At 34.1% G+C, this 25,762-nt stretch carries 20 protein-coding genes and 1 tRNA gene; 17 read left to right on the top strand and 4 right to left on the bottom strand.

Annotation, left to right across the window (positions count from 1 at the left end; translation table 11 throughout):
- Window positions 1–13: 13 nt before the first annotated feature.
- The 5 genes from mscL (at window position 14) to G6042_RS11770 (ending at window position 5,116) form a co-directional block, all read left to right on the top strand.
- Window positions 14–391, top strand: coding sequence for a large conductance mechanosensitive channel protein MscL (gene mscL / locus G6042_RS11750; RefSeq protein ID WP_169524623.1), 378 nt, complete (start codon window positions 14–16; stop codon window positions 389–391).
- Between the two features lie 281 nt (window positions 392–672).
- Window positions 673–1,662 carry an aspartate-semialdehyde dehydrogenase gene (locus G6042_RS11755; protein ID WP_169524624.1) on the top strand — a complete coding sequence of 330 codons (990 nt, stop codon included), beginning with the start codon at window positions 673–675 and terminating at the stop codon, window positions 1,660–1,662.
- A gap of 113 nt (window positions 1,663–1,775) precedes the next feature.
- Window positions 1,776–2,117 carry a hypothetical protein gene (locus G6042_RS11760; RefSeq protein ID WP_169524625.1) on the top strand — a complete coding sequence of 114 codons (342 nt, stop codon included), beginning with the start codon at window positions 1,776–1,778 and terminating at the stop codon, window positions 2,115–2,117.
- A 44-nt stretch (window positions 2,118–2,161) separates the two neighbouring features.
- Window positions 2,162–4,540, top strand: coding sequence for a TonB-dependent receptor (locus G6042_RS11765; protein ID WP_235933291.1), 2,379 nt, complete (start codon window positions 2,162–2,164; stop codon window positions 4,538–4,540).
- Between the two features lie 12 nt (window positions 4,541–4,552).
- The gene (locus tag G6042_RS11770; protein WP_169524626.1) at window positions 4,553–5,116 is read left to right on the top strand and encodes a type 1 periplasmic binding fold superfamily protein; all 564 of its coding nucleotides are present in this window, start codon (window positions 4,553–4,555) and stop codon (window positions 5,114–5,116) included.
- 44 nt (window positions 5,117–5,160) lie between these two features.
- Here G6042_RS11770 and G6042_RS11775 read toward each other — a convergent pair whose 3' ends face one another.
- Both G6042_RS11775 and G6042_RS11780 read right to left on the bottom strand, forming a co-directional pair.
- On the bottom strand, window positions 5,161–5,961 hold the full coding sequence (locus G6042_RS11775) for a TIGR00266 family protein (RefSeq protein WP_169524627.1): 801 nt from the start codon (window positions 5,959–5,961) through the stop codon (window positions 5,161–5,163).
- 115 nt (window positions 5,962–6,076) lie between these two features.
- On the bottom strand, window positions 6,077–9,358 hold the full coding sequence (locus tag G6042_RS11780; protein ID WP_169524628.1) for a glycosyltransferase family 117 protein: 3,282 nt from the start codon (window positions 9,356–9,358) through the stop codon (window positions 6,077–6,079).
- A gap of 250 nt (window positions 9,359–9,608) precedes the next feature.
- Here G6042_RS11780 and G6042_RS11785 point away from each other — a divergent pair.
- Window positions 9,609–9,679, top strand: a tRNA-Gln gene (locus G6042_RS11785).
- A gap of 50 nt (window positions 9,680–9,729) precedes the next feature.
- Here the strand turns inward: G6042_RS11785 and G6042_RS11790 are convergent.
- Window positions 9,730–10,554: a universal stress protein gene (locus G6042_RS11790; protein ID WP_169524629.1), complete on the bottom strand. Its 825-nt coding sequence runs from the start codon at window positions 10,552–10,554 to the stop codon at window positions 9,730–9,732.
- Window positions 10,555–10,718: 164 nt separating this feature from the next.
- Here G6042_RS11790 and rimP point away from each other — a divergent pair, with 164 nt between their 5' ends.
- The 4 genes from rimP (at window position 10,719) to G6042_RS14455 (ending at window position 15,497) form a co-directional block, all read left to right on the top strand.
- Window positions 10,719–11,189 (top strand): ribosome assembly cofactor RimP, encoded by a 471-nt coding sequence (gene rimP, locus G6042_RS11795; RefSeq protein ID WP_169524630.1) that lies wholly within the window; start codon window positions 10,719–10,721, stop codon window positions 11,187–11,189.
- Between the two features lie 8 nt (window positions 11,190–11,197).
- The gene (nusA, locus tag G6042_RS11800) at window positions 11,198–12,439 is read left to right on the top strand and encodes a transcription termination factor NusA (protein ID WP_169524631.1); all 1,242 of its coding nucleotides are present in this window, start codon (window positions 11,198–11,200) and stop codon (window positions 12,437–12,439) included.
- 51 nt (window positions 12,440–12,490) lie between these two features.
- Window positions 12,491–15,262 carry a translation initiation factor IF-2 gene (infB, locus tag G6042_RS11805; protein WP_169524632.1) on the top strand — a complete coding sequence of 924 codons (2,772 nt, stop codon included), beginning with the start codon at window positions 12,491–12,493 and terminating at the stop codon, window positions 15,260–15,262.
- 112 nt (window positions 15,263–15,374) lie between these two features.
- A complete protein-coding gene (locus tag G6042_RS14455) occupies window positions 15,375–15,497 on the top strand; it encodes a hypothetical protein (RefSeq protein WP_262887313.1) in 123 nt (40 codons plus the stop codon).
- A gap of 64 nt (window positions 15,498–15,561) precedes the next feature.
- Here the strand turns inward: G6042_RS14455 and G6042_RS11810 are convergent, their stop codons facing one another.
- Window positions 15,562–15,951: an SPOR domain-containing protein gene (locus tag G6042_RS11810; protein ID WP_169524633.1), complete on the bottom strand. Its 390-nt coding sequence runs from the start codon at window positions 15,949–15,951 to the stop codon at window positions 15,562–15,564.
- A gap of 218 nt (window positions 15,952–16,169) precedes the next feature.
- Here G6042_RS11810 and G6042_RS11815 point away from each other — a divergent pair, with 218 nt between their 5' ends.
- The 7 genes from G6042_RS11815 to G6042_RS11845 are packed head-to-tail and all read left to right on the top strand — an operon-like array spanning window position 16,170 to window position 25,743.
- Window positions 16,170–17,501, top strand: a complete 1,332-nt coding sequence (locus G6042_RS11815; protein WP_169524634.1) for a c-type cytochrome — start codon at window positions 16,170–16,172, stop codon at window positions 17,499–17,501.
- A 32-nt stretch (window positions 17,502–17,533) separates the two neighbouring features.
- Complete coding sequence (locus G6042_RS11820) at window positions 17,534–20,617, top strand: TAT-variant-translocated molybdopterin oxidoreductase (protein WP_169524635.1); 3,084 nt, start codon at window positions 17,534–17,536, stop codon at window positions 20,615–20,617.
- Window positions 20,618–20,653: 36 nt separating this feature from the next.
- Complete coding sequence (gene nrfD, locus G6042_RS11825; protein WP_169524636.1) at window positions 20,654–22,063, top strand: NrfD/PsrC family molybdoenzyme membrane anchor subunit; 1,410 nt, start codon at window positions 20,654–20,656, stop codon at window positions 22,061–22,063.
- An 8-nt stretch (window positions 22,064–22,071) separates the two neighbouring features.
- Window positions 22,072–22,608, top strand: coding sequence for a DUF3341 domain-containing protein (locus G6042_RS11830; protein WP_169524637.1), 537 nt, complete (start codon window positions 22,072–22,074; stop codon window positions 22,606–22,608).
- 9 nt (window positions 22,609–22,617) lie between these two features.
- Window positions 22,618–23,178 (top strand): c-type cytochrome, encoded by a 561-nt coding sequence (locus tag G6042_RS11835; RefSeq protein ID WP_169524638.1) that lies wholly within the window; start codon window positions 22,618–22,620, stop codon window positions 23,176–23,178.
- 27 nt (window positions 23,179–23,205) lie between these two features.
- Complete coding sequence (locus G6042_RS11840) at window positions 23,206–24,534, top strand: quinol:cytochrome C oxidoreductase (RefSeq protein ID WP_169524639.1); 1,329 nt, start codon at window positions 23,206–23,208, stop codon at window positions 24,532–24,534.
- 21 nt (window positions 24,535–24,555) lie between these two features.
- Complete coding sequence (locus tag G6042_RS11845) at window positions 24,556–25,743, top strand: cytochrome c oxidase subunit II (RefSeq protein WP_169524640.1); 1,188 nt, start codon at window positions 24,556–24,558, stop codon at window positions 25,741–25,743.
- Window positions 25,744–25,762 lie beyond the last annotated feature (19 nt).

Here is a 25,762-nt window from a genome sequence, read left to right on the forward strand (position 1 = left end):
AAAAAAGTAAATTATGGGTATGATTTCAGAATTTAAAGAATTTATTGCAAAAGGAAATGCAATGGATTTAGCAGTTGGAGTTATCATTGGAGCAGCTTTTGGCGCCATTGTAAATTCATTAGTAGCAGATGTAATTACACCTGCTTTATTAAATCCAGCTTTAAAAGCAGCACAAGTTGAAGATTTGGCAGGTTTAAAAACTGATGGTGGAATTTTATATGGTAAGTTCCTCGCTGCCGTGATTAGTTTTCTTGTTATTGCTTTTGTAATTTTCATTATGGTAAAAGCATTAAACAGCATGAAGAAAAAAGAAGAAGCTGCACCTGCTGCGCCAGCTGGGCCAACTCAAGAAGAATTGCTTACACAAATTAGAGACTTATTGAAAAAATAATTCCGCTACATTACATATTCTAACTTAAACCGCTTTGTAAATGAAGCGGTTTTTCTGTTTTTAAAATCAACTTCAATTTCAAAAGTCAACTTCAAAAATCAATTTCGATATCAAACTCAAATGTTATGGTAAGTTAAACGAATTTTAAGATAGTGCTTTAATAATCTCAAACTTTCCCTTCTGAAATTCAGTAATTTTTATACTTAAAAAAGAAATCGCAATCAAATTTCTCGCTACTTTTGTACTTCAAAATTTTTATCAATTATTAATAAATTAAACGTATGAAAATTGCTGTTGTAGGCGCAACCGGAATGGTTGGCGAAGTTATGCTTCAAGTATTAGCGGAAAGAAATTTTCCCGTAACCGAATTAATTCCTGTAGCTTCAGAGAAATCTGTTGGTAAGGAAATCGAATTTAAGGGTAAGAAGTATAAAGTTGTTGGTTTACAAACAGCAGTTGACATGAAAGCTGATATCGCTTTATTTTCTGCTGGTGGAGAAACCTCTTTAGCTTGGGCTCCAAAATTTGCCGAAGCTGGAACAACCGTTATCGACAACTCATCCGCTTGGAGAATGGATCCAACTAAAAAATTAATCGTTCCAGAAATCAACGCATCCGAATTGACAAAAGATGATAAAATTATTGCTAATCCAAATTGTTCTACTATCCAAATGGTGATGGTTTTAGCTCCATTACATAAAAAATACAATATCAAACGTGTTATCGTTTCTACGTATCAATCCATTACTGGAACTGGAGTAAAAGCGGTACAACAATTAGAAAATGAATACGCTGGAGTTCAAGGTGAAATGGCTTATAAATACCAAATTCACCGAAATGCTATTCCTCAATGTGATAGTTTTGAAGACAATGGTTACACCAAAGAAGAAATGAAATTGGTTCGTGAAACGCAAAAAATCATCGGCGACAAATCAATTGCTGTTACTGCAACAGCGATCAGAATTCCAGTTGTTGGCGGACATAGTGAAGCGGTAAATGTTGAATTTTCAAATGACTTTAATGTAAGCGAAATCAGAGAAATTCTTCACAATACTGATGGTGTTGTGGTTCAAGATAACAATGATACTTATACCTATCCTATGCCGTTGTATGCACAAGGAAAAGATGATGTTTTTGTAGGTAGAATTCGTCGCGATGAAAGTCAGCCAAACTCATTGAATATGTGGATTGTTGCCGATAATTTAAGAAAAGGTGCAGCAACCAATACTGTTCAAATTGCAGAATATCTTGTGGCTAACAATTTAGTATAGTCTATTTTCGCTTTCGCAGAGAAGACGAAGAGAACAATCCGTTTGGTTTTGCAAATCCTAAAATTTGTTAAAATCAAACGGATTTTCTTTTGGTTTAAACTACATTTGCAATAATGAAGCAAAAATTACAAATAACAAACGCTTTCTTAGGATTGATGGTACTGTTTTCAGTGCTTTTTCAATCCATACACACGTTTGAACATGTGATTCAACAATTTTCTGGTGAAATTTGCGTTCATAAATATTCTGAGGATGCTACTTTAAATCACAGTCACCATTGGGAAAAATGTTCGGTTTGTGATTTTGCCTTCAGCCCAACTATCGAGATTAATTCGGTTACCGTTTCATTTGAAAACGCAGTTTTTTATAACAAAACCTTATATTTTTCAACTTCCGAAAATATTCCTTTTTTCAACGGAAGTTCCTTTTCTCTTCGCGGACCGCCAATGGTTTAAATTTCTTGTCCTAATCTAGTGTTAACGAATTAGAAAACAACAAAATGCAAAAATTCAGTATGTTTTTTTGCTTGTTGTGTTTTGGTATTGTTTACAGTCAAAACACCATAAGCGGAAAAATAGTTGATGAAAACAATATGGCATTGGAAAAAAGCCACATTCATATTTCTTCCAAATCAACTAATAGTAAAAAAGACGGCACTTTCATCATTCGAAATATTCCAAATGGTTCAGCAAAAGTGTTAATCACTTATGTTGGCTACAAACCTATTGACACGATTATTGATATCAACGGAAATCTTGAGATTAATTTTAAGATGAAACAAAAGAGCGAACAATTGGAAGAAATTGTGGTAAAACACAAAAACAATTATTTCAATCACTCGGTTTCGGAACAAAAAATCAAAGAGAAAACCATTGAAAAATTCAGTAGTCAATCGCTGGGAAATGTACTCAAAGAAGTTTCTGGAGTTTCAATATTGAAAAGCGGAAGCACGATTGTAAAACCTGTAATTAATGGTTTGCACAGCAGTCGCGTTGGTATTTACAACAATAATGTAAAACTTGAAGACCAACAATGGGGAACGGAACACGCGCCGAATTTTGACGTGAATGCTGCCGGAAAAATTACCGTTTTAAAAGGCGCATCAGGTTTGCAATATGGTGGCGATGCTATTGGTGGAATTGTAATTATTGAACCTTTCAGTACCAAAAAAGACACGCTTTTTGGAAAAACCATCATGACAATGGAATCCAATGGTCGTGGCGTAACCATTTCGTCTAGTTTACACAAAGGAAATTTTTGTGACTGGAGTTGGAATGCGCAAGGAAGCTTCAAATATTTTGGTGACAGAGAATCACCCGATTATATTTTGTCGAATACAGGAAATCGCGAAGCAAATTTTTCGGGAGATGTGAAATATATTGGAAAAAAATTTGATTTTTTCGCTTATTACAGTTTGTACAATGCAACGATAGGGATTTTGAGTGCTTCACATATTGGAAACGTGAATGATTTATTCAACTCGATTAACAATCAAACACCATCGGTTGTTGAAGATTTTACGTATTCAATTCAGAATCCGAAGCAACAAGTGCAACATCATTTGGCAAAATTGAATTACAATTATTATTTCAAAGATGGCGAATCTATCGGTTTACAATATGCTTTTCAATTCAATAACCGAAAAGAATTTGATTTGCGAACTGGTGTTTCAGATTCTAGAGCAGCTTTGGACTTAAACTTGATGACGCATACTTTTAATGCCGATTATAAATTGAGCATTGATAGTTGGGATTTTAAATCAGGAATTATGGGTTTGTTCCAAAATAATTCGGCAAATCCTAATACTGGCGTTCGTCCGTTAATTCCAAGTTACAATAAATTTGATGCTGGAATTTATGCTATTGTTGACAATCATATTTCGGAAGATTTTTCGGTTGAAGCTGGAATTCGCTACGATTTTTCAACTATTGAAGCAACGAAATATTATCTAAAATCACGTTGGGACGAGCGAAATTACAGTCCAGAATTCAACCATTTTATTGAAGGAGATTTTGGTACACAATGGTTAACCAAACCTACGTTTACTTTTCATAATTTTTCAGCAAGTGTTGGAACGCAATATTCCTTTGGAAACCAATATGAATGGTATTTTAACATCAGTCGTGCGGTTAGAAATCCAAATCCTTCTGAATTTTTTAGCGATGGATTGCATCATTCGAGTGGTATGATTGAATTGGGCGATTTGCGTTTGAAACAAGAAAAGTCAAATAAAATCAGTACTTCTTTGCAAAAACAATGGAAGAATTTCAAAGTAAATATCAATCTGTTTTTGAATTATATTGAAGATTATATGTTCTTGAAACCCGTTGGTTTTGAAACTACTATTCGCGGTGCTTTTCCGGTTTGGGAATACCAACAAATCAATGCTTTGTTGACCGGAATTGACTTAAATTCCGAGTGGAAAATCAGTGAACATTGGCAACATCGTTTGCTTTTATCGTATGTAAACGGAAAAGATAAAACGAATGACGATTTTATTATCGATATGCCACCATTGAACATCAACAACCGAATTTCGTTCAATAAAAAAGATTGGAAAAATTTGACACTCGAACTGCAAAGCGAAATGGTTTTTAGACAAACGCAATTTCCAAACAACAATTTCATGACGAATATTATTGTTGACGGCGAATTATCACCAGTTGAAGTTGATATTAGTTCGCCTCCAGCTGCATATCATCTTTTGCATTTTGCCTCTGATTTTCAATTCAAAATGGCCAATAATTCAATGGCAACACTAGGTTTTTCTGTTTTTAACCTATTAGATACTAAATACAGAGATTATTTAAACAGACAGCGTTTCTATGCCGACGAATTGGGTAGAAACTTTCAAATTCAATTAAAAATTAATTATTAAAACAGGAAAACAATGAAATATTTCAATCCAACAAAAGCCTTATTTTTAGCAACAGCTTCTTTATTTTTAGTGTCTTGTAGCGATGACAATAACGGTCCAGTAAATGAGGAAGAAGTAATCACAACGGTTACGACTACTTTAACAAATGGTGCAACGACTATAACTTTAACTTCAAGAGATTTAGATGGCGATGGACCAAATGATCCGCTTGTAACGGTTTCAGGAAATTTGACAGCAAACACAGTTTATAACGGTGAAACGACTTTTTTAAATGAATTAGATACGCCAGCAGATAATATTACTACTGAAGTTGAAGAAGAAGGTGAAGAGCATCAAATATTTTACCAAATTCCAGCAGCTTTAGGAACAATTGGTTACACTGATTTTGATGTGAATGCAAAACCAGTAGGATTGACTTTTACATACACTACAGGAAATGCTGGAACAGGAAATTTAACGGTAACATTGAGACATTTACCAAACAAATCAGCTGCTGGAGTTGCTGCTGGCGATATCACAAACGCTGGTGGTGCAACCGATGCGCAAGTAACTTATCCAATTGTGATTACAAACTAAATTATGAAATTAAAAAATGCGACTTAATTAAGTCGCATTTTTTTTTAAAATCTATTATCGCCATCAAGCATTCGTCCTAAACCGCCAAGAAGACTTCCTTCTTCTCTGGAACTTCCACCATTTTGTGGCGCAGAAGCGATAATTCTATCCGCTAAACGGCTAAATGGCAACGATTGTACATATACCGTTCCTGGACCGCGAAGTGTTGCAAAAAACATTCCTTCGCCACCAAAAATGGTGTTTTTTATGCCGCCAACAAACTCAATATCATAATCTACATCTTTAGTAAAACCAACGATACAACCTGTATCTACTTTCAATATTTCACCTGAAGCCAATTCTCTTTTGGCCAAAGTTCCGCCAGAATGTACAAACGCCATTCCATCACCTTCAATTTTTTGCATAATAAAACCTTCACCACCAAAAAGTCCGCGACCAAGTTTTCTAGAAAATTCAATGCCAACCGAAACACCTTTGGCAGCGCAAAGGAAAGCGTCTTTTTGACAAATAAATTTTCCTTGAAACTGACGCAAATCTATCGGAATAATTTTTCCAGGATAAGGCGAAGCAAAACATACTTTACTCTTCGAATTATTCTGATTTAAGTATGCCGTCATAAAAAGACTTTCGCCAGTTAAAACTCTTTTTCCAGCCGAAAGTAATTTACCAAAAATTCCTTGCTGTTGTGATGAACCATCGCCAAAAATAGTTTGCATTTGAATGCCGTTTTCCATCATCATAAAACTTCCTGCTTCAGCAACAACTATCTCTTGTGGATCAAGTTCAATCTCTACATATTGCATTTCTTCACCATAAATATGGTAGTCAATTTCGTGTGCTATCATTGTATTGTTTTTTAGTATGTATTAGTTTATTAATTCTTCTAAATGTTACAGATGTTCGCTTATGAAATTTAAGGCATAAAAAAAGCGGCAATTAGCCGCTTTTCTATTTTGTTTGTTACTCCATATCTCTTCCAAAACGCTGAAAACGTTTGTTTAGTGAATTGAAAATTGCTTTGTTTTTGTTGTAAAATTCGGCATCGTTATTGTCTTTCATTACATATAAAAGGCTTCTAAATCTTTCGATGTCAGTAATAATATCTGAAGCTATACCGTTTTGAATAGAAGATTGAATTCCGCTATAATAAGTTAAGCTTTGTTTGTATTTGTTTACTAATCTGTCCAATAATTCGCGTGCTTTTTCTTTTTTACCAATTTGATAATAACCACTTGCAAAAGGTTCAACCATGGTATAATAGCCATAAAAATCCATTGGCATTTTGGTTAAAGCAAGTTCAATTATTTTTTCTGCTTCTTGATTTTTTTCTTCATAGATTAATTGTTGCATTAATCTAGCCATATTGGTTCTATAAGAAATACTGTTTTTTCTAGTTTCTGGATCGTGATAAATATCGGTTCTTTCGCCGTTACCCCATTCCCATTTATTGATAATGTTGTACATTTTTTCACTATCGATTTGTCCCATATCCAATGGACTTTCTGGGCTATTTTTAGTTTTTACCGGTACTAATTTGTAAACCAATCCGTCTAGTTGTAGATAATCTTTCATCCAAAGATAATCGTCATCGCCAAAACTTCCTCCAGTAAAATAAACTGGTCTTTTCCAGTTGTTATTTGCAATAACATCCAGCATCATTAATCGGTTTTTATACATTGCTCGTCCTTTGATGGTTAAATCAATATAAGGAACGATTGAATCATTGTATTTAGGATTTACAACTTTGTTTTTAATGATGGTATTTTTGTCAATTGGAATTCGGATTTTATTGGTTGGATAAAAATGAACCGTTTGCCCGTTTTCTAAATTCACCGTTGATTGCGGGTTTTTGATGAAATCGATTAAGCTTTTCAATTCCCAACGCGCTTCGGTTTTTGGAATATGAACGGTGTAATCTAATTTGTCTCCAACATATTCTTCGTGTTTGAATGATATAGGCAATCCATCTGATTCGTAGGTTTTATTTTTTTGTTGATCAATATACCAATCGGTCATGAAAAGACTTGTGTTTACAATTTTCACATCGGTTCTAATACCTTCAATTTCTTGAGCATACCAAAGCGGGAAAGTGTCGTTATCACCAATGGTAAATAGAATGGCGTTTGGTTCACAGGAATTCAAATAATTTTTCGCCATTGCTAAAGCAGTATATTTATTTGAACGGTCGTGATCATCCCAGTTTTGGGTTGCCATTAATATAGGCGAAGCTAGTAAACAAGCTGCAATTACAATTGGACCAGCCAATTTAGATTTGACATAACCAGTTACAATTTCATAAATAGCATAAACTCCAAATCCTACCCAAATCGCAAAAACATAGAATGAACCTACCAATGCATAATCGCGTTCTCTTGGTTCGAATGGTCTTTCGTTTAAGAAAATTTTCAAGGCAATGCTTGTAAATAGGAATAAAACTAAAAGAACGTAAAAGCTTTTTAAATCGCGCTGCGCATGATACATTAAACCGATAAGACCGATGATGAAAGGTAAAAAGAAATATACATTTCGTCCTTTGTTGTTTTTGGCGTCATCGGGTAAATTAGTTTGAGTTCCTTTTCCTAAGTGAAGTTCATCAACAAAATCAATTCCGCTAATCCAGTTTCCGTCTAGATTGTCATATTTTCCTTGAATATCGTTTTGTCTTCCAACAAAGTTCCAAAGCAAATATCGTCCATACATATAACCAAATTGGTATTCAAACATGAAACTTAAATTGTCTAAAGTCGATGGTTTTTCGATGATTAAATAATCGCTGTATTTTTTTAGAAATGCAACATAATCTTCGTTGTCCACTTGTTTTTGAGCATAAGCTGTTTTGAATTCGTTTATGCTAGAGGTTAATTCATTTTTTAGTTGAGCAACTGCTTCGTTGATTTGTTCATCGCTTAATTCTTCTAAATTAACACCATATTGTGCTAAATCTTCTTCATAAGGATAATTATGATTTAGTTGGAATTTTGGAACGCCAGTAAAGGAAATATAATTTTCAATATGTTCTGTACTCCAAAGTCGAGGTAAAACCGCTTTGTGATTATCATCAGTGTTTTGTTCGGCATTTTTATAATTGTTTACAATTACATATTTTCCGGTTTTATAATCTCTTTCATAGTTGGGTTTTTTGTCCAAATAAGGTTGATCTGCATCCAATCCAGCAAAGGTATCAGTATATTGCGGACCATAAAATAACGGATTTACACCATATTGTTCACGATTGTAATAAGCAAGAACTTCGGCAGCATCAGAAGGTTTGTTTTCGTTAATTACCACATTGGCATTTGCTCTAATTGGCAACATCATCCATGTGGAAAATCCAATTAATAAAAACAAAATACAAAGGATAACAGTATTGTAAAACGGATGTCCTTTTTCGCGAGTGTATTTTAAACCAAAATAGAAAAAGGCAATAATCAATAGTAAGGCAAAAATAGTTCCTGAGTTAAACGGTAATCCAATGCTGTTTACCATGAAAATCTCCATTTTTCCAAAGAAAGCCAAGGTAAAAGGCAATAATAATTTGAAGATAAACAACAAAACGGCTACAATAATAATGTTTGCAATGATGAAGTTTTTTACGGTGATTTTTTTGTAATTTTTAAAGAAATATAAAAACCCAATAGCTGGAATTGTCAACAAAGCCATGAAGTGAACTCCAAACGAAAGCCCAATTACAAGCGAAATTAACAACAACCATCGATTGCCTCTTGGTGTATTCATTTCTTCTTCCCAACGCAAACCTAACCAAAGCAATATAGCGATAAACAACGATGCCATGGCATAAACTTCCGCTTCAATGGCACTGTTCCAAAAACTATCAGAAAAAGTAAAAGTTAGCACACCAACAAAAGAACTTCCAAGAACTACTATTAGTTTAGAATTATCAAGCTCGGTATAATTACTAATTATTTTTTTAAGTAAAATGGTGCTTGACCAAAACATAAACAAAATGGTAAATGCACTCGAAAAAACCGAAAGCATGTTTACCATTAAGGCAACTAATTCGTTATTGCCAAAAGCAAACATCGAGAAAAACGCACCAAGGATTTGATAAAACGGCGCTCCAGGTGGATGACCAACTTCTAGTTTGGCTGCGGTAGAAATGTATTCGCCACAATCCCAAAAACTCATGGTAGGTTCAACAGTAAGTGAATAGGTTATAAGTGCAATTGCGAAAGAAGACCAACCTAAAATGGTATTCCATTTATTAAAATTGAAGTTTTGCATAATTCAATACTAAAGTGTTTTTACTTTTTGTGGTACAAAGAAACTATTTTTTACTGCAAATTAAGTTGCTTTAACTAAATTTTCTTAGTTCAAGTGAGTTAATCGTAGGTTAATTAACTAATTTTGAGAAAGGAAAAGTTTTTCGAGTGATTTTTTAAAAAAATTATTTGTGTAGATAAAAAAAAGATGTAAATTTGCACTCGCAATAAGCAAAATACTAGTTCGTTATTATTATTGTTTATTGAAATTCTGGTCTATGGTGTAATGGTAACACTACGGTTTTTGGTGCCGTCTTTCTAGGTTCGAGTCCTAGTAGACCAACAAAAAATCCCGCAACTAGCGGGATTTTTTGATTCTATTAGGTTTTAAAATTAGATTTTAAACGTAACAACTGGTCTAACCGAGTGATTTACTAAGTCTTCGCTAATACTTCCGTTGAAGAAGTGAGCCAAACCTTTTCTGCCGTGAGTACTCATTCCAATTAAATCGGCGTTTACATGATTTGCAAAGTTTAAAACACCGCTTTCTACATTAACATCGTTATAAATATGAGTAGAAAATTTATTGATGGTAAATTTAGAAACAAAATGATCCATGATTTCCTGCGCAACATGTGTTGGTTTGAAGTTGCTTGGTGTGTTAATCATAACCAAATGTAGTTCAGCATCAAATTTATTAGCAAATTCAACTACTTTTTCGAATGGTTTTTTTACTTCATCCGAAAAATCAGCCGCAAAAACAAAACGTTCAACATTGAATGTGCTTTGCTCTTTTTTGATAATCAAAACTGGAATGTTTGAATTTCTAACTACTTTTTCAGCATTGGAACCAATAAACATTTCTTTGAAACCACTTGCGCCATGTGAACCCATTACAATTAAATCAATATCATTTTTTTCGCTGATTTTCATAATTCCATCAAAAGCCAATTCAAACTGAATAACTTCAGAAACCTTTAGGCCTTCAAGACATTCATCTTCCATTAAATCTTCCAGCTTGTTGATTGCTGCGTTTTTAAAAAGCATAATTTCGGGTAATTCATGCCCAACTCCAATAGCATCGCCAGCTTGGCCAGGTAATTCAAGCATGTGTAACAAGATGATTTCGCCGTTGTTTTTTCTAGCAATTTCGGCAGCAACTTTTAATGCATAATAGGCGTGATCTGAAAAGTCTGTTGGGACTAATATTTTTTTCATAATAAAAGGAATAAATAGGTTGTAAATTTGATACAATAAAGGTATTAAAATTTTTTGATACGGCAATGATTTTTTGATTTATAAAAAAATCACTATATTTGTGCCGTTATTTACCATTTTCTAAATAATGAGGGAAGCATTGCTTCCCTCTTTTTATACAAAATATGACATTTAAAGAAAAAGTAGAAGGTTTGTTAAATCAAGGATTAGAGGAAAATCCATCCTTGTTTTTGGTAGATTTGAATATATCAGATAGTTACAAAATTACAGTAACTTTAGATGGCGATAATGGCGTTACACTTCAAGATTGTATTGATATCAGCAAAGTAATTGATCAAAATTTAGATCGAGAAGAGCAAGATTTTTCTTTAGAAGTTGCTTCGGCAGGAGTTTCTTCGCCATTAAAAAATATTCGTCAGTATAAAAAAAATACAGGAAGAACTTTAAAAGTTAAAACACAATCGGGAGAAACTATCGAAGCAGAATTAGCCGAAGCTAATGATGATTTTATAGTTTTAAAATGGAAATCCAGAGAACCGAAAAAAGTAGGGAAAGGAAAAGAAACCGTTGAAAATCAACGCGAAATTTCTTATTCAGAAATAAAAGAAGCAATTGTTACAATAATATTTAATTAAAATTTGGCATGGAAAATATTGCATTAATCGAATCATTTTCAGAGTTTAAAGACGATAAACTTATTGATCGAGTAACGCTTATGGCGATTTTGGAGGATGTTTTTAGAAACGCATTAAAAAAGAAATACGGTTCTGACGACAATTTTGACATCATTATCAATCCTGATAAAGGTGATATGGAGATTTGGCAAAGACGAATTGTAGTTGCTGATGATGATTTAGATTTAGAGCATTTAGAAATTACATTAACTGATGCTAGAAAAATTGAACCTGATTTTGAAATTGGAGAAGAAGTTTCAGAAGAAGTAAAACTTATCGATTTAGGAAGAAGAGCGATTTTAGCTTTGCGCCAAAACTTAATTTCAAAAATTCACGAACACGATAGCACAAATCTTTACAAACAATTTAAAGATTTAATTGGTGAAATTTACACAGCCGAAGTTCACCACGTTCGTCCAAGAGTTGTAATTCTTGTTGATGATGAAGGAAACGAAATTGTTTTACCAAAAGAAAAACAAATTCCATCTGACTTTTTTAGAAAAGGAGATAACGTTCGCGGTATAATCGAAAGCGTTGAATTAAAAGGAAATAAACCACAAATTATCATGTCGAGAACGGCAGATAAATTCTTGGAAAAATTGTTTGAACAAGAAATTCCAGAAGTATTTGACGGTTTAATTATGATTAAAAAAGTAGTGAGAATTCCAGGCGAAAAAGCAAAAGTAGCTGTAGATTCTTATGATGATAGAATTGATCCAGTTGGAGCATGTGTTGGAATGAAAGGTTCGCGTATTCACGGAATTGTTCGTGAATTAGGTAACGAAAATATCGATGTAATTAATTACACAACTAATTCATCTTTGTTGATTACAAGAGCTTTAAGTCCGGCAAAAGTATCGTCAGTAAAAATAAATGAAGAAACAAAACATGCTGAGGTTTTCTTGAAATTAGAAGAAGTTTCAAAAGCCATTGGTCGTGGTGGACACAACATCAAATTAGCAGGACTTTTAACGGGTTACGAATTAGATGTAATTAGAGAAGGAAGCGCAATCGAAGAAGATGATGTTGAATTAACAGAATTCTCAGATGAAATCGATGGATGGATTATTGACGAATTTGCAAAAATTGGTTTGGATACAGCAAAAAGTATTTTAAGCCAAAATGTTGATGATTTAGTAAGAAGAACAGATTTAGAAGAAGAAACTATTCTAGAAGTAATCAAAATATTGAAAGAAGAGTTTGAAGATTAATTCTTTGAAAAAAACAACACAACAACAATAGATAAATATTAAAAAGATTTTATGTCTGAAGGAAATATTAGAATTAATAAGGTTTTAAGGGAATTAAATATTTCTTTGGAAAGAGCTGTGGATTATCTAAAAGATAAAGGAATTGCTATTGAAGCAAGTCCAAACACAAAAATTTCCGATGATGTATACAACATTCTTTGCGGTCAATTTGCTGGTGATAAAGGCAACAAAGAAGCTTCAAAAGGCATCAGCGAAGAGATTAGAAAAGAGAAGGAAGCACTTCGAATTGAAAGAGAAAAAGAGATTGAAGACAAACGTAAACAAGAAGAAGAACGTCAACGTTTAGAATTAATCAAAGCAAAAGCAGTAGTTACAGCACCAAAACAAGTAGGTAAAATTGATTTAGAACCAAAACCTGTTGTTGCAGAGACTCCAAAAATTTCTCCCGTAAAGAAAGAAGAAAAACCTGTTGAAGTTGCAGTTGAAAAACCAGTTGTTGAAACGCCAAAAAGCGAAAGCAAACCAATTGAAAAAGCAACAGAAAAACCAGCTGAGAAACCTTCAGAACAAGCTGCAGAACAACCAGTAGAGGAAAAGTTCACAACGCAGTATCAAAAATTATCTGGAGCAACATTGACAGGACAAGTTATCGATTTGTCACAGTTCAACAAGCCAAAGAAGAAAAAAGAAGAGTTCAAAAAAGATGCAAATAAATCTGGTACGCCAGCAAATAATGCAGCAGGAGCAAACAATGCAAATGCAAATAAGAACAAAAGAAAACGTATTCCGCCAAAACCAGGAGAAGCAAGACCAAACGCAACAGGCGGTGGAAATGCTTTTGGACCAAATAAAACAGGTAACAAACCAGGTGGTTTCCAAAAAGGAAATCGTCCTGCAATAGTTCAAAAAGTTGAGCCAACAGAGGAAGAAGTAAAAAACCAAATCAAAGAAACTTTAGAACGTCTTCAAGGAAAAGGAAACAAATCTAAAGCGGCAAAATACAGAAGAGACAAACGTGATTCGCACCGTCAACGTTCAGAAGACGAAATGCAAGCATTAGAAGAAGGAAGCAAAACACTAAAAGTTACAGAATTTGTAACCGTAGGTGAAATTGCAACCATGATGGATGTGCCAATTACTAAGGTTATTGGAACTTGTATGTCACTTGGAATTATGGTAACGATGAATCAACGTCTTGATGCAGAAACGTTGTCAATTGTTGCTGATGAATTTGGATACGAAGTAGAGTTTATTACTACTGATATCGAAGAAAATCTTGAAGTTGTTGAAGATAGACCAGAAGATTTAGTTACTCGTGCTCCAATTGTTACCGTAATGGGACACGTTGATCACGGTAAAACTTCCTTACTGGATTATATTCGTAAAGAAAACGTAATCGCAGGTGAGTCAGGTGGAATTACACAGCATATTGGTGCTTATGGAGTAACTCTTGATGGTGGACAAAAAATAACATTCCTTGATACACCAGGTCACGAAGCGTTTACCGCAATGCGTGCTCGTGGTGCTCAAGTTACTGATATTGCTATTATTGTAGTAGCAGCCGATGATGACATCATGCCACAAACCAAAGAAGCAATTAGCCATGCTCAAGCTGCCAATGTTCCGATGATTTTTGCTATCAATAAAATTGATAAGCAAGGTGCAAATCCTGAAAAAATTAAGGAAAAATTAGCTGCAATGAACCTATTAGTAGAAGATTGGGGTGGAAAATACCAATCACACGATATTTCTGCTAAAAAAGGAACTGGTGTTAAAGAATTATTAGAAAAAGTTTTGCTTGAAGCTGAGATTTTAGACTTAAAAGCAAATCCAAATAAACCTGCAGTTGGAACTGTTGTGGAAGCGCAACTAGACAAAGGAAGAGGTTATGTGTCAACAATCTTGGTACAATCTGGAACTTTAAGAGTAGGTGATTATGTTTTGGCAGGAAAAAATCACGGTAAGGTTAAAGCCATGCACGATGAAAGAGGTCATAATGTAAAAGAAGCTGGACCATCAACACCAATATCAATATTAGGTTTAGACGGTGCATCAACTGCTGGAGATAAATTCAACGTTTTTGAAGACGAAAGAGAAGCAAAACAAATTGCATCAAAACGTTTACAGTTAATGCGTGAACAATCCGTTAGAACGCAACGACATATTACGTTGGCAGAAATTGGTCGTCGTATTGCATTAGGTCAATTTAAAGAGTTGAACATTATCCTTAAAGGAGATGTGGATGGTTCTGTTGAAGCACTTTCAAGTGAATTCTCAAAATTATCTACTGAAGAAATTCAAATCAATATTATTCATAAAGGTGTTGGAGCCATTACAGAAACCGATGTAATGTTGGCTTCTGCTTCAGATGCAATTATTATTGGATTTAACGTTCGTCCTGCTGGAAATGCTCGTCAATTGGCACAAAAAGAAGAAATTGATATCAGAAGTTATTCAATTATCTATGATGCTATCAATGACTTGAAAGATGCAATGGAAGGAATGCTTTCTCCAGAAATGAAAGAAGAAATTACTGGTACAGCTGAAATCCGTGAGATATTCAAAGTATCAAAAGTGGGTTCAATTGCTGGATGTATGGTTACTGACGGTAAAATATTCAGAAATTCTAAAATCAGACTTATTCGTGAAGGAGTTGTAATTTACACAGGTGAATTGGCAACACTAAAACGTTTCAAAGACGATGTGAAAGAAGTTTCAAAAGGATATGATTGTGGTATGCAAATTAAAAACTACAATGATATTGAACAATATGATATAATCGAAGCTTTCCAAGAAGTGGAAGTGAAGAAAAAATTGAAATAATAATTACACAAAGAAATCCCATCAAGTTGATGGGATTTCTTATTTTTAGTAAGGTTGAAAGTTGAATGCAAATTAAATTAGCATTCTTACAATACGACAAATAACCACAAACATGTCATTCCGTAGAAATCTTATTCAGATTAGAATTGTGCAAAGTGTAAAAGAAACCAAGAATTCACCAGTTTATCAATTATTCCGAAGCTTCGGAACCGATGGAAGTGGAAATCCTCATTGAAATTTAAACGAACAGCGGGAAAACGGATAACAAGAAATCCTAAACCATTCGCTCCAAAAAAAAATTACTTATTCGGTTTAATCAAAAAAGCATTCGGGTATTTTTTCTTTAAAGCTTGAAGGTTTTTCTCGGCTTCGATACGGGTTTTAAAGTTTCCAACCCAAACTTTATACATTGGTGTACTAAAAACGATGGTTCCGTCCATGTTTTTGTTTTCTTTTTTAAAGCTTATCAAGGTTTTCTTTGAGTTTTCGCTATCACCATTAAAAATTTGGATTTTATAACGGTCGTTTACGGTAATTGAACTGTTTATTTTTCTTTTTTCATTCAGCAATTGCTCAAATTTTGGATCTTGATTAAGGGTAATCTTTGCTTCTTGTGCAAAGGAAAAAGAACTTATTTGTAGCGAGAAAAAAAGAAAATATACTGATTTGTTGACTGTTAAAATTTTCATAATGGTTTGATTTTTATACAAATGTAAAACTTAAAAAATTAATCAAAAGAGAATTTATTATTTAGAATTAATATAAATTGGCAATTAAGGGTAATTTAAGGTTTTGAGAATAGTTCATAAGTCGTATTTTTGTGCAAGTTTTTAATAAAGCGATGTGTTTTTTGTGAATAATTCATCACAAAAAATCATGCCAATTTAGTCGATAATCATTAACAAATATGAAAAACGTGGGTAACCATAATTCGATTTCAAGGAAAATACTCTTCAGTTTAGCCTTTACGCTAGTTTTCTCCTTAACGTTATTTGCACAGGAAACAGCAGCTCCAGCTCCGGCAGCTGATGCAGCAGCGACTTCTGCTCCAGCGGCAGCAGGTGATGCGGTTGCAGGAAAAGCGTTGTTTAATGCAAATTGTGCTGCGTGTCACAAATTAGATGCAAAAGCAACTGGTCCAGCATTAAGAGGTGTTGCCAATAAGTATGACAAAGCTTGGTTGTACAAATGGATTAACAACAGTTCTGCTATGGTAAAATCGGGTGATGCAAAAGCAGTAAAGATTTTTGAAGAGTACAACAAGTCGGTAATGACTTCTTTTCCTCAATTATCAACAACAGATATTGATAATATTTTAGCTTACACATCTGAGCCAAAAGCTGAACCAACAACTCCAGTTGCAACTGCTTCTGCAAGCGGTCAAACTGCTGATAGCGGAATTTCTAACAACGTAATTCTTGGTGCATTAGCCTTTGTGCTTTTTATGTTGGTGGTAATGTTGTTCTTTGTGAACAATGTGCTTACTAAAATTGCAAAAGCGAACGGTGTTGAAGCAGCTCAAAAAGAAGCATCATTGCCACTTTGGAAAGCATTTGCTAAAAATCAATTCCTAGTTTTAGTTTCTTCAATTTTCCTATTGTTGGCAAGTGGATATTTTGCTTACGGATGGTTTATGCAAGTTGGTGTGGATCAAAATTATGCTCCAGTACAACCAATTCATTTCTCTCACAGAATTCATGCTGGAAGCAATGGGGTAGATTGTAAATACTGTCACTCGGCAGCAAGAGTTAGTAAAAATGCAGGTATTCCTTCTTTGAATGTTTGTATGAACTGTCACAAAAACATTTCTGAAGTTGCGGATACAACGGCTACAGCGGAATATTCTAAAGCATTCTATGATGGAGAAATCCAAAAATTATACGATGCTGTTGGATGGGATAAATCATTGCAAAAATATACTGGAAAAACAAATCCTGTAAAATGGGTTAGAATTCATAATCTTCCTGACTTTGCTTATTTCAATCACTCACAACACGTTACGGTTGGAGGAATTGAATGTCAAAAATGTCACGGTGAAGTTCAAACCTATGAAATTCAAAAACAATTTGCTCCTTTAACAATGGGATGGTGTGTTAACTGTCACAGAGAAACAAATGTTAAAGTAGAAGGAAATGCTTATTACGACAAAATTCACCAAGAACTTTCTAAAAAATACGGTAAAGAAAAACTTACTGTAAGTGATATGGGAGGTTTAGAATGTGGTAAATGTCATTACTAATAAAATAATTAAGAAGCTAATATTTATATACGATGTCATCTAACAAAAAATACTGGAAAAGTGTTGAGGAACTAAACGAAAATAGTTCTATTGTTGAGACGCTTAGAAATAATGAATTCGTGGAAGCAATTCCAACAGATGAATTTTTATCTGATAAGGACTCATTATCATCTTCATCAACTACTCGTCGTGATTTCTTAAAATATGTAGGGTTTAGTACTGCTGCAGCTACATTAGCAGCATGTGAAGGACCAGTTCATAAATCAATTCCTTATGTGTTACAACCAGAACAAATCATCCCTGGTGTTGCTGATTTTTATGCAACAACTATGTTTGATGGTTTTGATTTTGCAAACTTATTGATTAAAACACGTGAAGGTCGTCCGATAAAAGTTGAAAACAATACCATTGAAGGAGCAAAATTTTCTGCTAATGCAAGAGTTCATGCTTCTGTATTGTCTTTATATGATAATCTAAGATTAAAGCAAACTAAAGTTGCGGGAAAAGATGCTACTTGGCAAGAAGCTGATTTAAAAATTAAATCTAGTTTAGCCGATGCAAAAGCAAAAGGTGGACAAATTGTTTTGTTGACTAATACACTTGCAAGTCCTTCAACTGAAAAATTAATCGCTGAATTTATTGCAAAAAATCCAACAGCTAAACATGTTGTTTATGATGCAGTTTCAGAATCGGCAGCACTTGATGCTTTCGAAGCAGTTTCTGGAGAAAGAGCTTTAGTGGATTATGATTTTTCAAAAGCTAATGTAATCGTTTCTGTTGGTGCAGATTTCTTAGGAGATTGGCAAGGTGGCGGATTTGATGCTGCTTATGCTAAAGGAAGAGTTCCACAAGCAGGAAAAATGTCAAAACATTTTCAGTTTGAAGCTAACATGACTTTGTCTGGAGCAGCAGCTGATAAAAGAGTTCCAATGACTGTTGCTGAGCAAAAATTAGCATTAGTTAAAATATACAGTGTTATTACAGGTTCTGCTGTAGCAACTGGAAAAATTGCAAATGAAGATGCAGTATTAAAAGCAGCACAACAATTGAAAGCTGCTGGTTCAAAAGGAGTTTTAGTTTCAGGAATTCAAGATAAAAATGCTCAATTATTAGTTTTAGCTATTAATCAAGCTTTAACAAGTGAAGCATTTTCAACAGTTGGAACACGTCAAGTTAGAAAAGGTTCTAACGAAAAAGTGGCGCAACTTATTGCTGATATGAATGCAGGAACAGTTCACACACTAATTATGAGCGGAGTTAATCCAGTTTATACTTTAGCAAATGGTGATGCATTCGTTTCTGGATTGAAAAAAGTAAAACTTTCAGTTTCTTTTGCCTTGAAAGAAGATGAAACAGCTTTAGTTTCGTCAATTGCAATTCCTGCACCTCATTATTTAGAATCTTGGAATGATTTAATGTTAACTAAAGGAACGTATTCTTTGGTTCAACCAACCATCAAACCATTATTTAGTTCAAAACAATTTCAAGAAGCGTTGTTAGATTGGAATGGAAACACTCAATCTTTCTACGATTATATAAAAGCAAATGCAGCTAACTATATTTCAGGAACTACTTGGAATAAAGCATTACACGATGGTTTATTTGTTGGTGCTGCAAGTGCAACTTCAATTAGCTCTGCTGATTTTGGAGCTGCTGCTAATGCATTAGCCCAAACTAAAGCTGTTCAAGGATTTGAATTAGTATTGTATACTAAAACTGGTCTTGGCGATGGTCAACAAGCAAATAATCCTTGGCTACAAGAGTTTCCAGATCCAATTACAAGAGTTTCATGGGATAACTATTTAACTATTTCTAGAGCTGATGCAGAAGAATTAGGTTTAGAAAATAGAATTGTAGCCGATGGAGGTTTGAACGGAAGTTATGTTACAATAAAAGCTGGTAATAAAGAAATTACAACTCCAGTTATTGTACAACCAGGTCAAGCTAAAGGAACTGTAGGTTTAGCACTTGGATATGGTAGAAAAGCTGCTTTAAAAGAAGAAATGCAAGTAGGTGTTAATGCCTATGCTTTATATGCAAACTTTAATAATGTACAGTCAGTTACTATCACAAAAGCTGCTGGTGAACACGAGTTTGCTTCTGTTCAATCACAAAAAACGTTGATGGGTAGAGGTGATATTGTTAAAGAAACAACATTACAAATATTCAATACTAAAGATGCTAAGGTTTGGAATCCACAACCAGTTGTTTCTTTAGATCACAAAGAAGTTGAAGCTACTTCGGTAGATTTATGGGAATCATTTGATCGTTCAATAGGACATCACTTTAACCTTTCAATCGATTTGAATTCATGTACAGGATGTGGAGCATGTGTTATTGCCTGTCATGCTGAAAATAACGTTCCAGTAGTAGGAAAAGAAGAAGTAAGAAGAAGTCGCGATATGCATTGGTTGCGTATTGATAGATATTATTCTCACAACGATACTTTCATGGTGGATGTTGAAGAGAAAGAAGGATTTGACGGATTAGGACTTGGTAACTATTTATTTGGTGATGGGGAAGCAAATGCATCGTTACCTGGTTTTGCAAGACTTGAAAATCCAGCAGATAATCCACAAGTGGTATTCCAGCCAGTAATGTGTCAACACTGTAATCACGCTCCATGTGAAACAGTTTGTCCAGTTGCTGCAACATCTCACGGTCGTCAAGGTCAAAACCAAATGGCTTACAACAGATGTGTTGGAACTAGATATTGTGCAAACAACTGTCCATACAAAGTGCGTCGTTTTAACTGGTTCTTGTATAACAACAATGATGAATTTGATTTCTACATGAATGATGATTTAGGTCGTATGGTTATCAATCCAGATGTAAACGTTCGTTCTCGTGGAGTTATGGAAAAATGTTCAATGTGTATTCAAATGACACAAAAAACAATTTTAACTGCAAAACGCGAAGGAAGAGAAGTTTCAGTAGATGAATTTGAAACGGCTTGTTCTGCAGCTTGTTCTACAGGTTCGATGGTTTTTGGTGACGTTAACAACAAAGAAAATAAAGTTGCAAAACTTGCTGAAGATAAAAGAATGTATCACTTACTTGAGCATGTTGGTACAAAACCGAATGTATTCTACCACGTAAAAGTTAGAAATACTTAATAGTAAATTTATTAATAAGAAACAATATAAAGGATTATGTCGTCTCATTACGAAGCACCCATTAGAAAACCTTTAGTTATAGGTGATAAAACTTATCATGATGTAACAGTTGATGTAGCTGCTCCAGTTGAAGGTAGAGCAAATAAACAATGGTGGACTGTATTTTCCATAGCATTGGTAGCTTTCCTTTGGGGAATAGGTTGTATAATTTACACTATATCTACAGGTATCGGAACTTGGGGATTAAATAAAACCGTTGGTTGGGCTTGGGATATTACTAACTTCGTTTGGTGGGTTGGTATTGGTCACGCTGGAACTCTAATTTCTGCAGTACTTTTGTTATTCCGCCAAAAATGGAGAATGGCAATTAACCGTTCGGCAGAAGCTATGACAATCTTCTCGGTTGTTCAAGCAGGTTTGTTCCCAATTATTCACATGGGAAGACCTTGGTTAGCGTATTGGGTTGTTCCGATTCCAAATCAATTTGGTTCACTTTGGGTAAACTTTAACTCACCACTTCTTTGGGACGTATTTGCAATCTCTACTTATCTTTCTGTATCATTAGTTTTCTGGTGGACAGGTTTATTACCAGATTTTGCAATGCTTAGAGATAGAGCAGTTACTCCTTTCAATAAAAAAATCTATTCAATTTTAAGTTTCGGTTGGAGCGGAAGAGCAAAAGACTGGCAACGTTTTGAAGAAGTTTCTCTTGTATTAGCTGGTTTAGCAACGCCACTTGTACTTTCGGTACACACTATTGTATCGTTTGACTTTGCTACTTCGGTAATTCCAGGTTGGCATACAACCATTTTCCCACCTTATTTCGTTGCTGGTGCGGTATTCTCAGGATTTGCGATGGTAAATACACTTCTTATCATCATGAGAAAAGTATCAAATTTAGAAGCTTATATCACTATCCAACATATTGAATTAATGAACATTGTAATCATGATTACAGGTTCTATCGTTGGTGTGGCTTATATAACAGAGTTATTCGTAGCTTGGTATTCAGGTGTAGAATATGAGCAGTATGCTTTCTTGAATAGAGCAACTGGTCCTTATGCTTGGGCTTATTGGGCAATGATGACATGTAACGTGTTCTCTCCACAGTTTATGTGGTTCAAAAAATTAAGAACAAGTATTATGTTCTCATTTGTAATCTCGATTGTAGTAAATATAGGTATGTGGTTTGAGCGTTTCGTAATTATCGTTACATCACTTCACAGAGATTATTTACCATCATCATGGACAATGTTCTCACCAACATTTGTAGATATTGGAATTTATATTGGAACTATTGGTTTCTTCTTTGTCTTATTCCTTTTATATGCTAGAACTTTCCCTGTGATTGCTCAAGCAGAGGTAAAAACAATCTTGAAATCATCAGGAGAAAACTATAAAAGAGAAAGAGAAAAAGAAGGTCATAATCATTCAGATAAACACTAATTGTTGTTATGAGTAGTACTAAAGTTATACACGCATTATATAATGATGATGATATTTTGATGGATGCTGTAAAGCAAACAAGAAAAGCACATTATCATATTGAAGAAGTCTTTACTCCATTTCCAGTTCACGGTTTGGATAAAGCAATGGGATTAGCACCAACCAGACTTGCTATTTGTGCCTTTATTTTTGGCTGTATCGGTATTTCATTCGCAACATGGATGATGTGGAATATCATGATTAACCCAACTGGTGGTTGGCCACAAGATATTGGAGGTAAACCAAGTTTTAGTTATTTACAAAACATGCCGGCTTTCGTTCCTGTAATGTTTGAGATGACCGTTTTCCATGCAGCTCACTTAATGGTAATTACTTTCTATCTAAGAAGTAGATTGTGGCCATTTAAAGAAGCAGAAAATCCAGACGTTAGAACAACTGATGATCATTTTTTAATGGAAGTATCTGTGAATAATAATGAAGACGAATTGGTTTCATTCTTCCAAAAGACAGGTGCAGTTGAAGTTAAAGTTGTAGAAAAGCATTAAAAAGAGAATATGAAAAAGTTACTTAAAGTAGTATTTATATTTGGTTTAACTGTTTCGTTGTCTTCTTGTAAAGATGATAAGAAACCTAATTACCAATACATGCCAAACATGTATGAATCGGTTGCTTATGAAACCTATTCGGAATCTGATGCTTTCAATTCACCTACAGGTTTGAAAGGAAAAGAAGGTCAATTACCTGTTGATGAAACTATAAAAAGAGGTTTTCAGCCTTATGAATATCCAAACACTACAGCAGGATATGAAGCTGCAAAAGCAAGTTTAAAATCACCGCTTGATCCAGCAACTGTTGATATGAAAAAAGCTCAAGAATTATTTGATATTTATTGTGCTATTTGTCACGGAACTGCTGGCGATGGAAAAGGTAAATTAGTAACCAATGAAAAGTTTCTTGGAGTTCCAAGTTATAAAGATAGAGTTATTACCGAAGGAAGTATTTTTCACGTAATTACTTATGGGTTAAATTCAATGGGTTCACATGCTAATCAGTTAAACCAAGAAGAAAGATGGTTAGTGACGGCTTATGTTCAAAAACTGAAAAGCGAATTATAATTGTAGAATAAACTGATTGTTATAGATATGTATACTTTTTCTAGTAAATTAAAAACATTTTCATTCATCTTGATGCTTTTAGGAGTATTGGGAATTGGTTATGGCTTCTTTTCGGCGCCAAAAACAATTCAAGATGTAGAAACTATACTTGCTGCTGATAGTCATGGTCATCATGATGCAAAACATGATGCACATGCAACTGAAAAGCACGATGCAAAAGCAGAAGCTGAGCATCAAGAACACCTTGAGCATGTTTTACACCAATTGCAAAACAAACCTTGGGCAGCCGTTTATGTAGCTGGTTTGTTTTTCATGTTGATTTCTCTTGGAGCTTTAGCTTTTTATGCTATTCAACAAGTAGCACAAGCAGGTTGGTCACCAGTATTATTTAGAGTAATGCAAGGTATAACCGCTTATTTATTACCAGGTTCAATCATTGTTTTTATTATATTATTACTTTCAGGTTTTCACGTAAATCATTTATTCGTATGGATGAAAGATGGTGTAACCGAAGTTGGTCATGAAAACTACGACAAACTTATCGCAGGAAAATCAGGTTATTTGAATTTCCCATTCTGGATTATCAGAGCTGCAATATTTATCGCTGGTTGGAATTTATACCGTTATTTATCTAGAAAAAACTGTTTAGCTCAAGACGAAGCTAATGACAATACATTCTATAAAAAGAACTTCAAAATGTCTGCGGCATTTTTAGTGTTCTTCATTGTTTCTGAGTCTATTATGTCTTGGGATTGGATTATGTCAGTAGATCCACACTGGTTCAGTACATTATTTGGATGGTATGTTTTTGCAAGTTTCTTTGTAAGTGGTATTACTGTAATTTCTATGGTAACATTATACTTAAAATCAAAAGGATATTTAGAACACGTAAATACAAGTCATATCCACGATTTATCAAAATTCATGTTTGGTATTAGTATCTTTTGGACGTATTTGTGGTTTTCGCAATTTATGTTGATATGGTATTCTAACATTCCAGAAGAGGTTACCTACTTCATCACAAGAATAGAGGATTACAACATTACTTTCTTTGGTGCTGTTGCCATGAACTTTATTTTCCCATTCTTGGTTTTAATTAACACCGATTTCAAACGTATTACTTGGATTATCGTTATGGCTGGGACTGTAATTTTAGCAGGTCACTATATTGATTTCTTCAACATGATTATGCCAGCAACAGTTGGAGACCAATGGTTTATTGGTGTAACTGAAATCGCAGCAATTTTATTCTTCTTAGGATTATTTATTTTAGTAGTATTTACAGCTTTAACAAAAGCTCCATTAGTGCCAAAACGTAATCCATTGATTGAAGAAAGTAAACATTTTCATTATTAATATTTTAAAGAAAAAAAACAAATGACAACTTTTTTGATACTTATAGTTGTAGCTTTATTAGCAATTGCTTTGTGGCAGTTAACCAAAATTTTTGACCTAACTCAAGTAGGTTCAAGAGTTAACGATACTCAGGTTGCAGATGATAATGACAATAAAGTTAATGGATACTTAATGTTTGCTTTTCTTGTTTTCATATACATCACTACAATTTATTGTGTATGGAATTATGGACATTTCCCGTTGTTGAGCGACTCAGCTTCTGAACACGGACCATTAGTAGACAATTTGATGATAATTTCATTAGTTTTAATTTTTATCGTTCAAACTATTACTCAAGCATTATTACACTATTTCGCTTTTAAATATAGAGGAAGAGAAGGACAAAAAGCACTTTATTTCGCTGATAACAACAAGTTAGAAGTTATTTGGAGTTCAATTCCAGCAGTAGTTTTAGCAGGTTTAATTCTTTATGGATTATACGCTTGGAACAATATTATGTTTGTTGATAAAGAGCAAGAACAAGATGCTATCATAATAGAATTATACGCAAAACAATTTGGTTGGGAAGCGCGTTATGCTGGAACTGATAATGTTTTAGGAAAAGCAAACGTTCGTTATATTGAAGGTGTAAATAATCTTGGAGTTGATTTATCTGATCCAAATGCACAAGACGATTTTGCTTCTACTGAATTACATTTGCCAAAAGGTAAAAGAGTAATTTTCAAGATGCGTTCTCAAGACGTTTTGCACTCAGCTTATATGCCACATTTTAGAGCACAAATGAATTGTGTTCCAGGTATGGTTACTACTTTTTCTTTCATTCCAACGTTAACAACAACCGAAATGAGAGAAAGACCAGCTATTGTTGAAAAAGTTGCCAATATCAATGCAATTAGAGCTAAAAACAGCGAAAAATTGGTTGCAAAAGGTGAAGCCGCTTTAGAACCATACACTTTTGATTATCTATTACTTTGTAACAAAATTTGTGGTGCTTCTCACTACAACATGCAAATGAAAATTGTTGTTGATACTCCAGAAGATTTCAACAAATGGATGAAAGAAAAACAATCAAAAACTATTGCTGCTGCAGTGAAAGTTGCTGCTGCCGAAGCTGCTGCTACAGAAGCTCAAGCTGCAAAACCTGATACTACTTCAGTAACAACAACTAAAGACACAACTTTAGTGGCTCATTCAACAGAAGTTAAATAATTATTTAAAATATAAAGCT

The organism is Flavobacterium solisilvae, assembly GCF_012911605.1.
Lineage (GTDB): Bacteria > Bacteroidota > Bacteroidia > Flavobacteriales > Flavobacteriaceae > Flavobacterium > Flavobacterium solisilvae.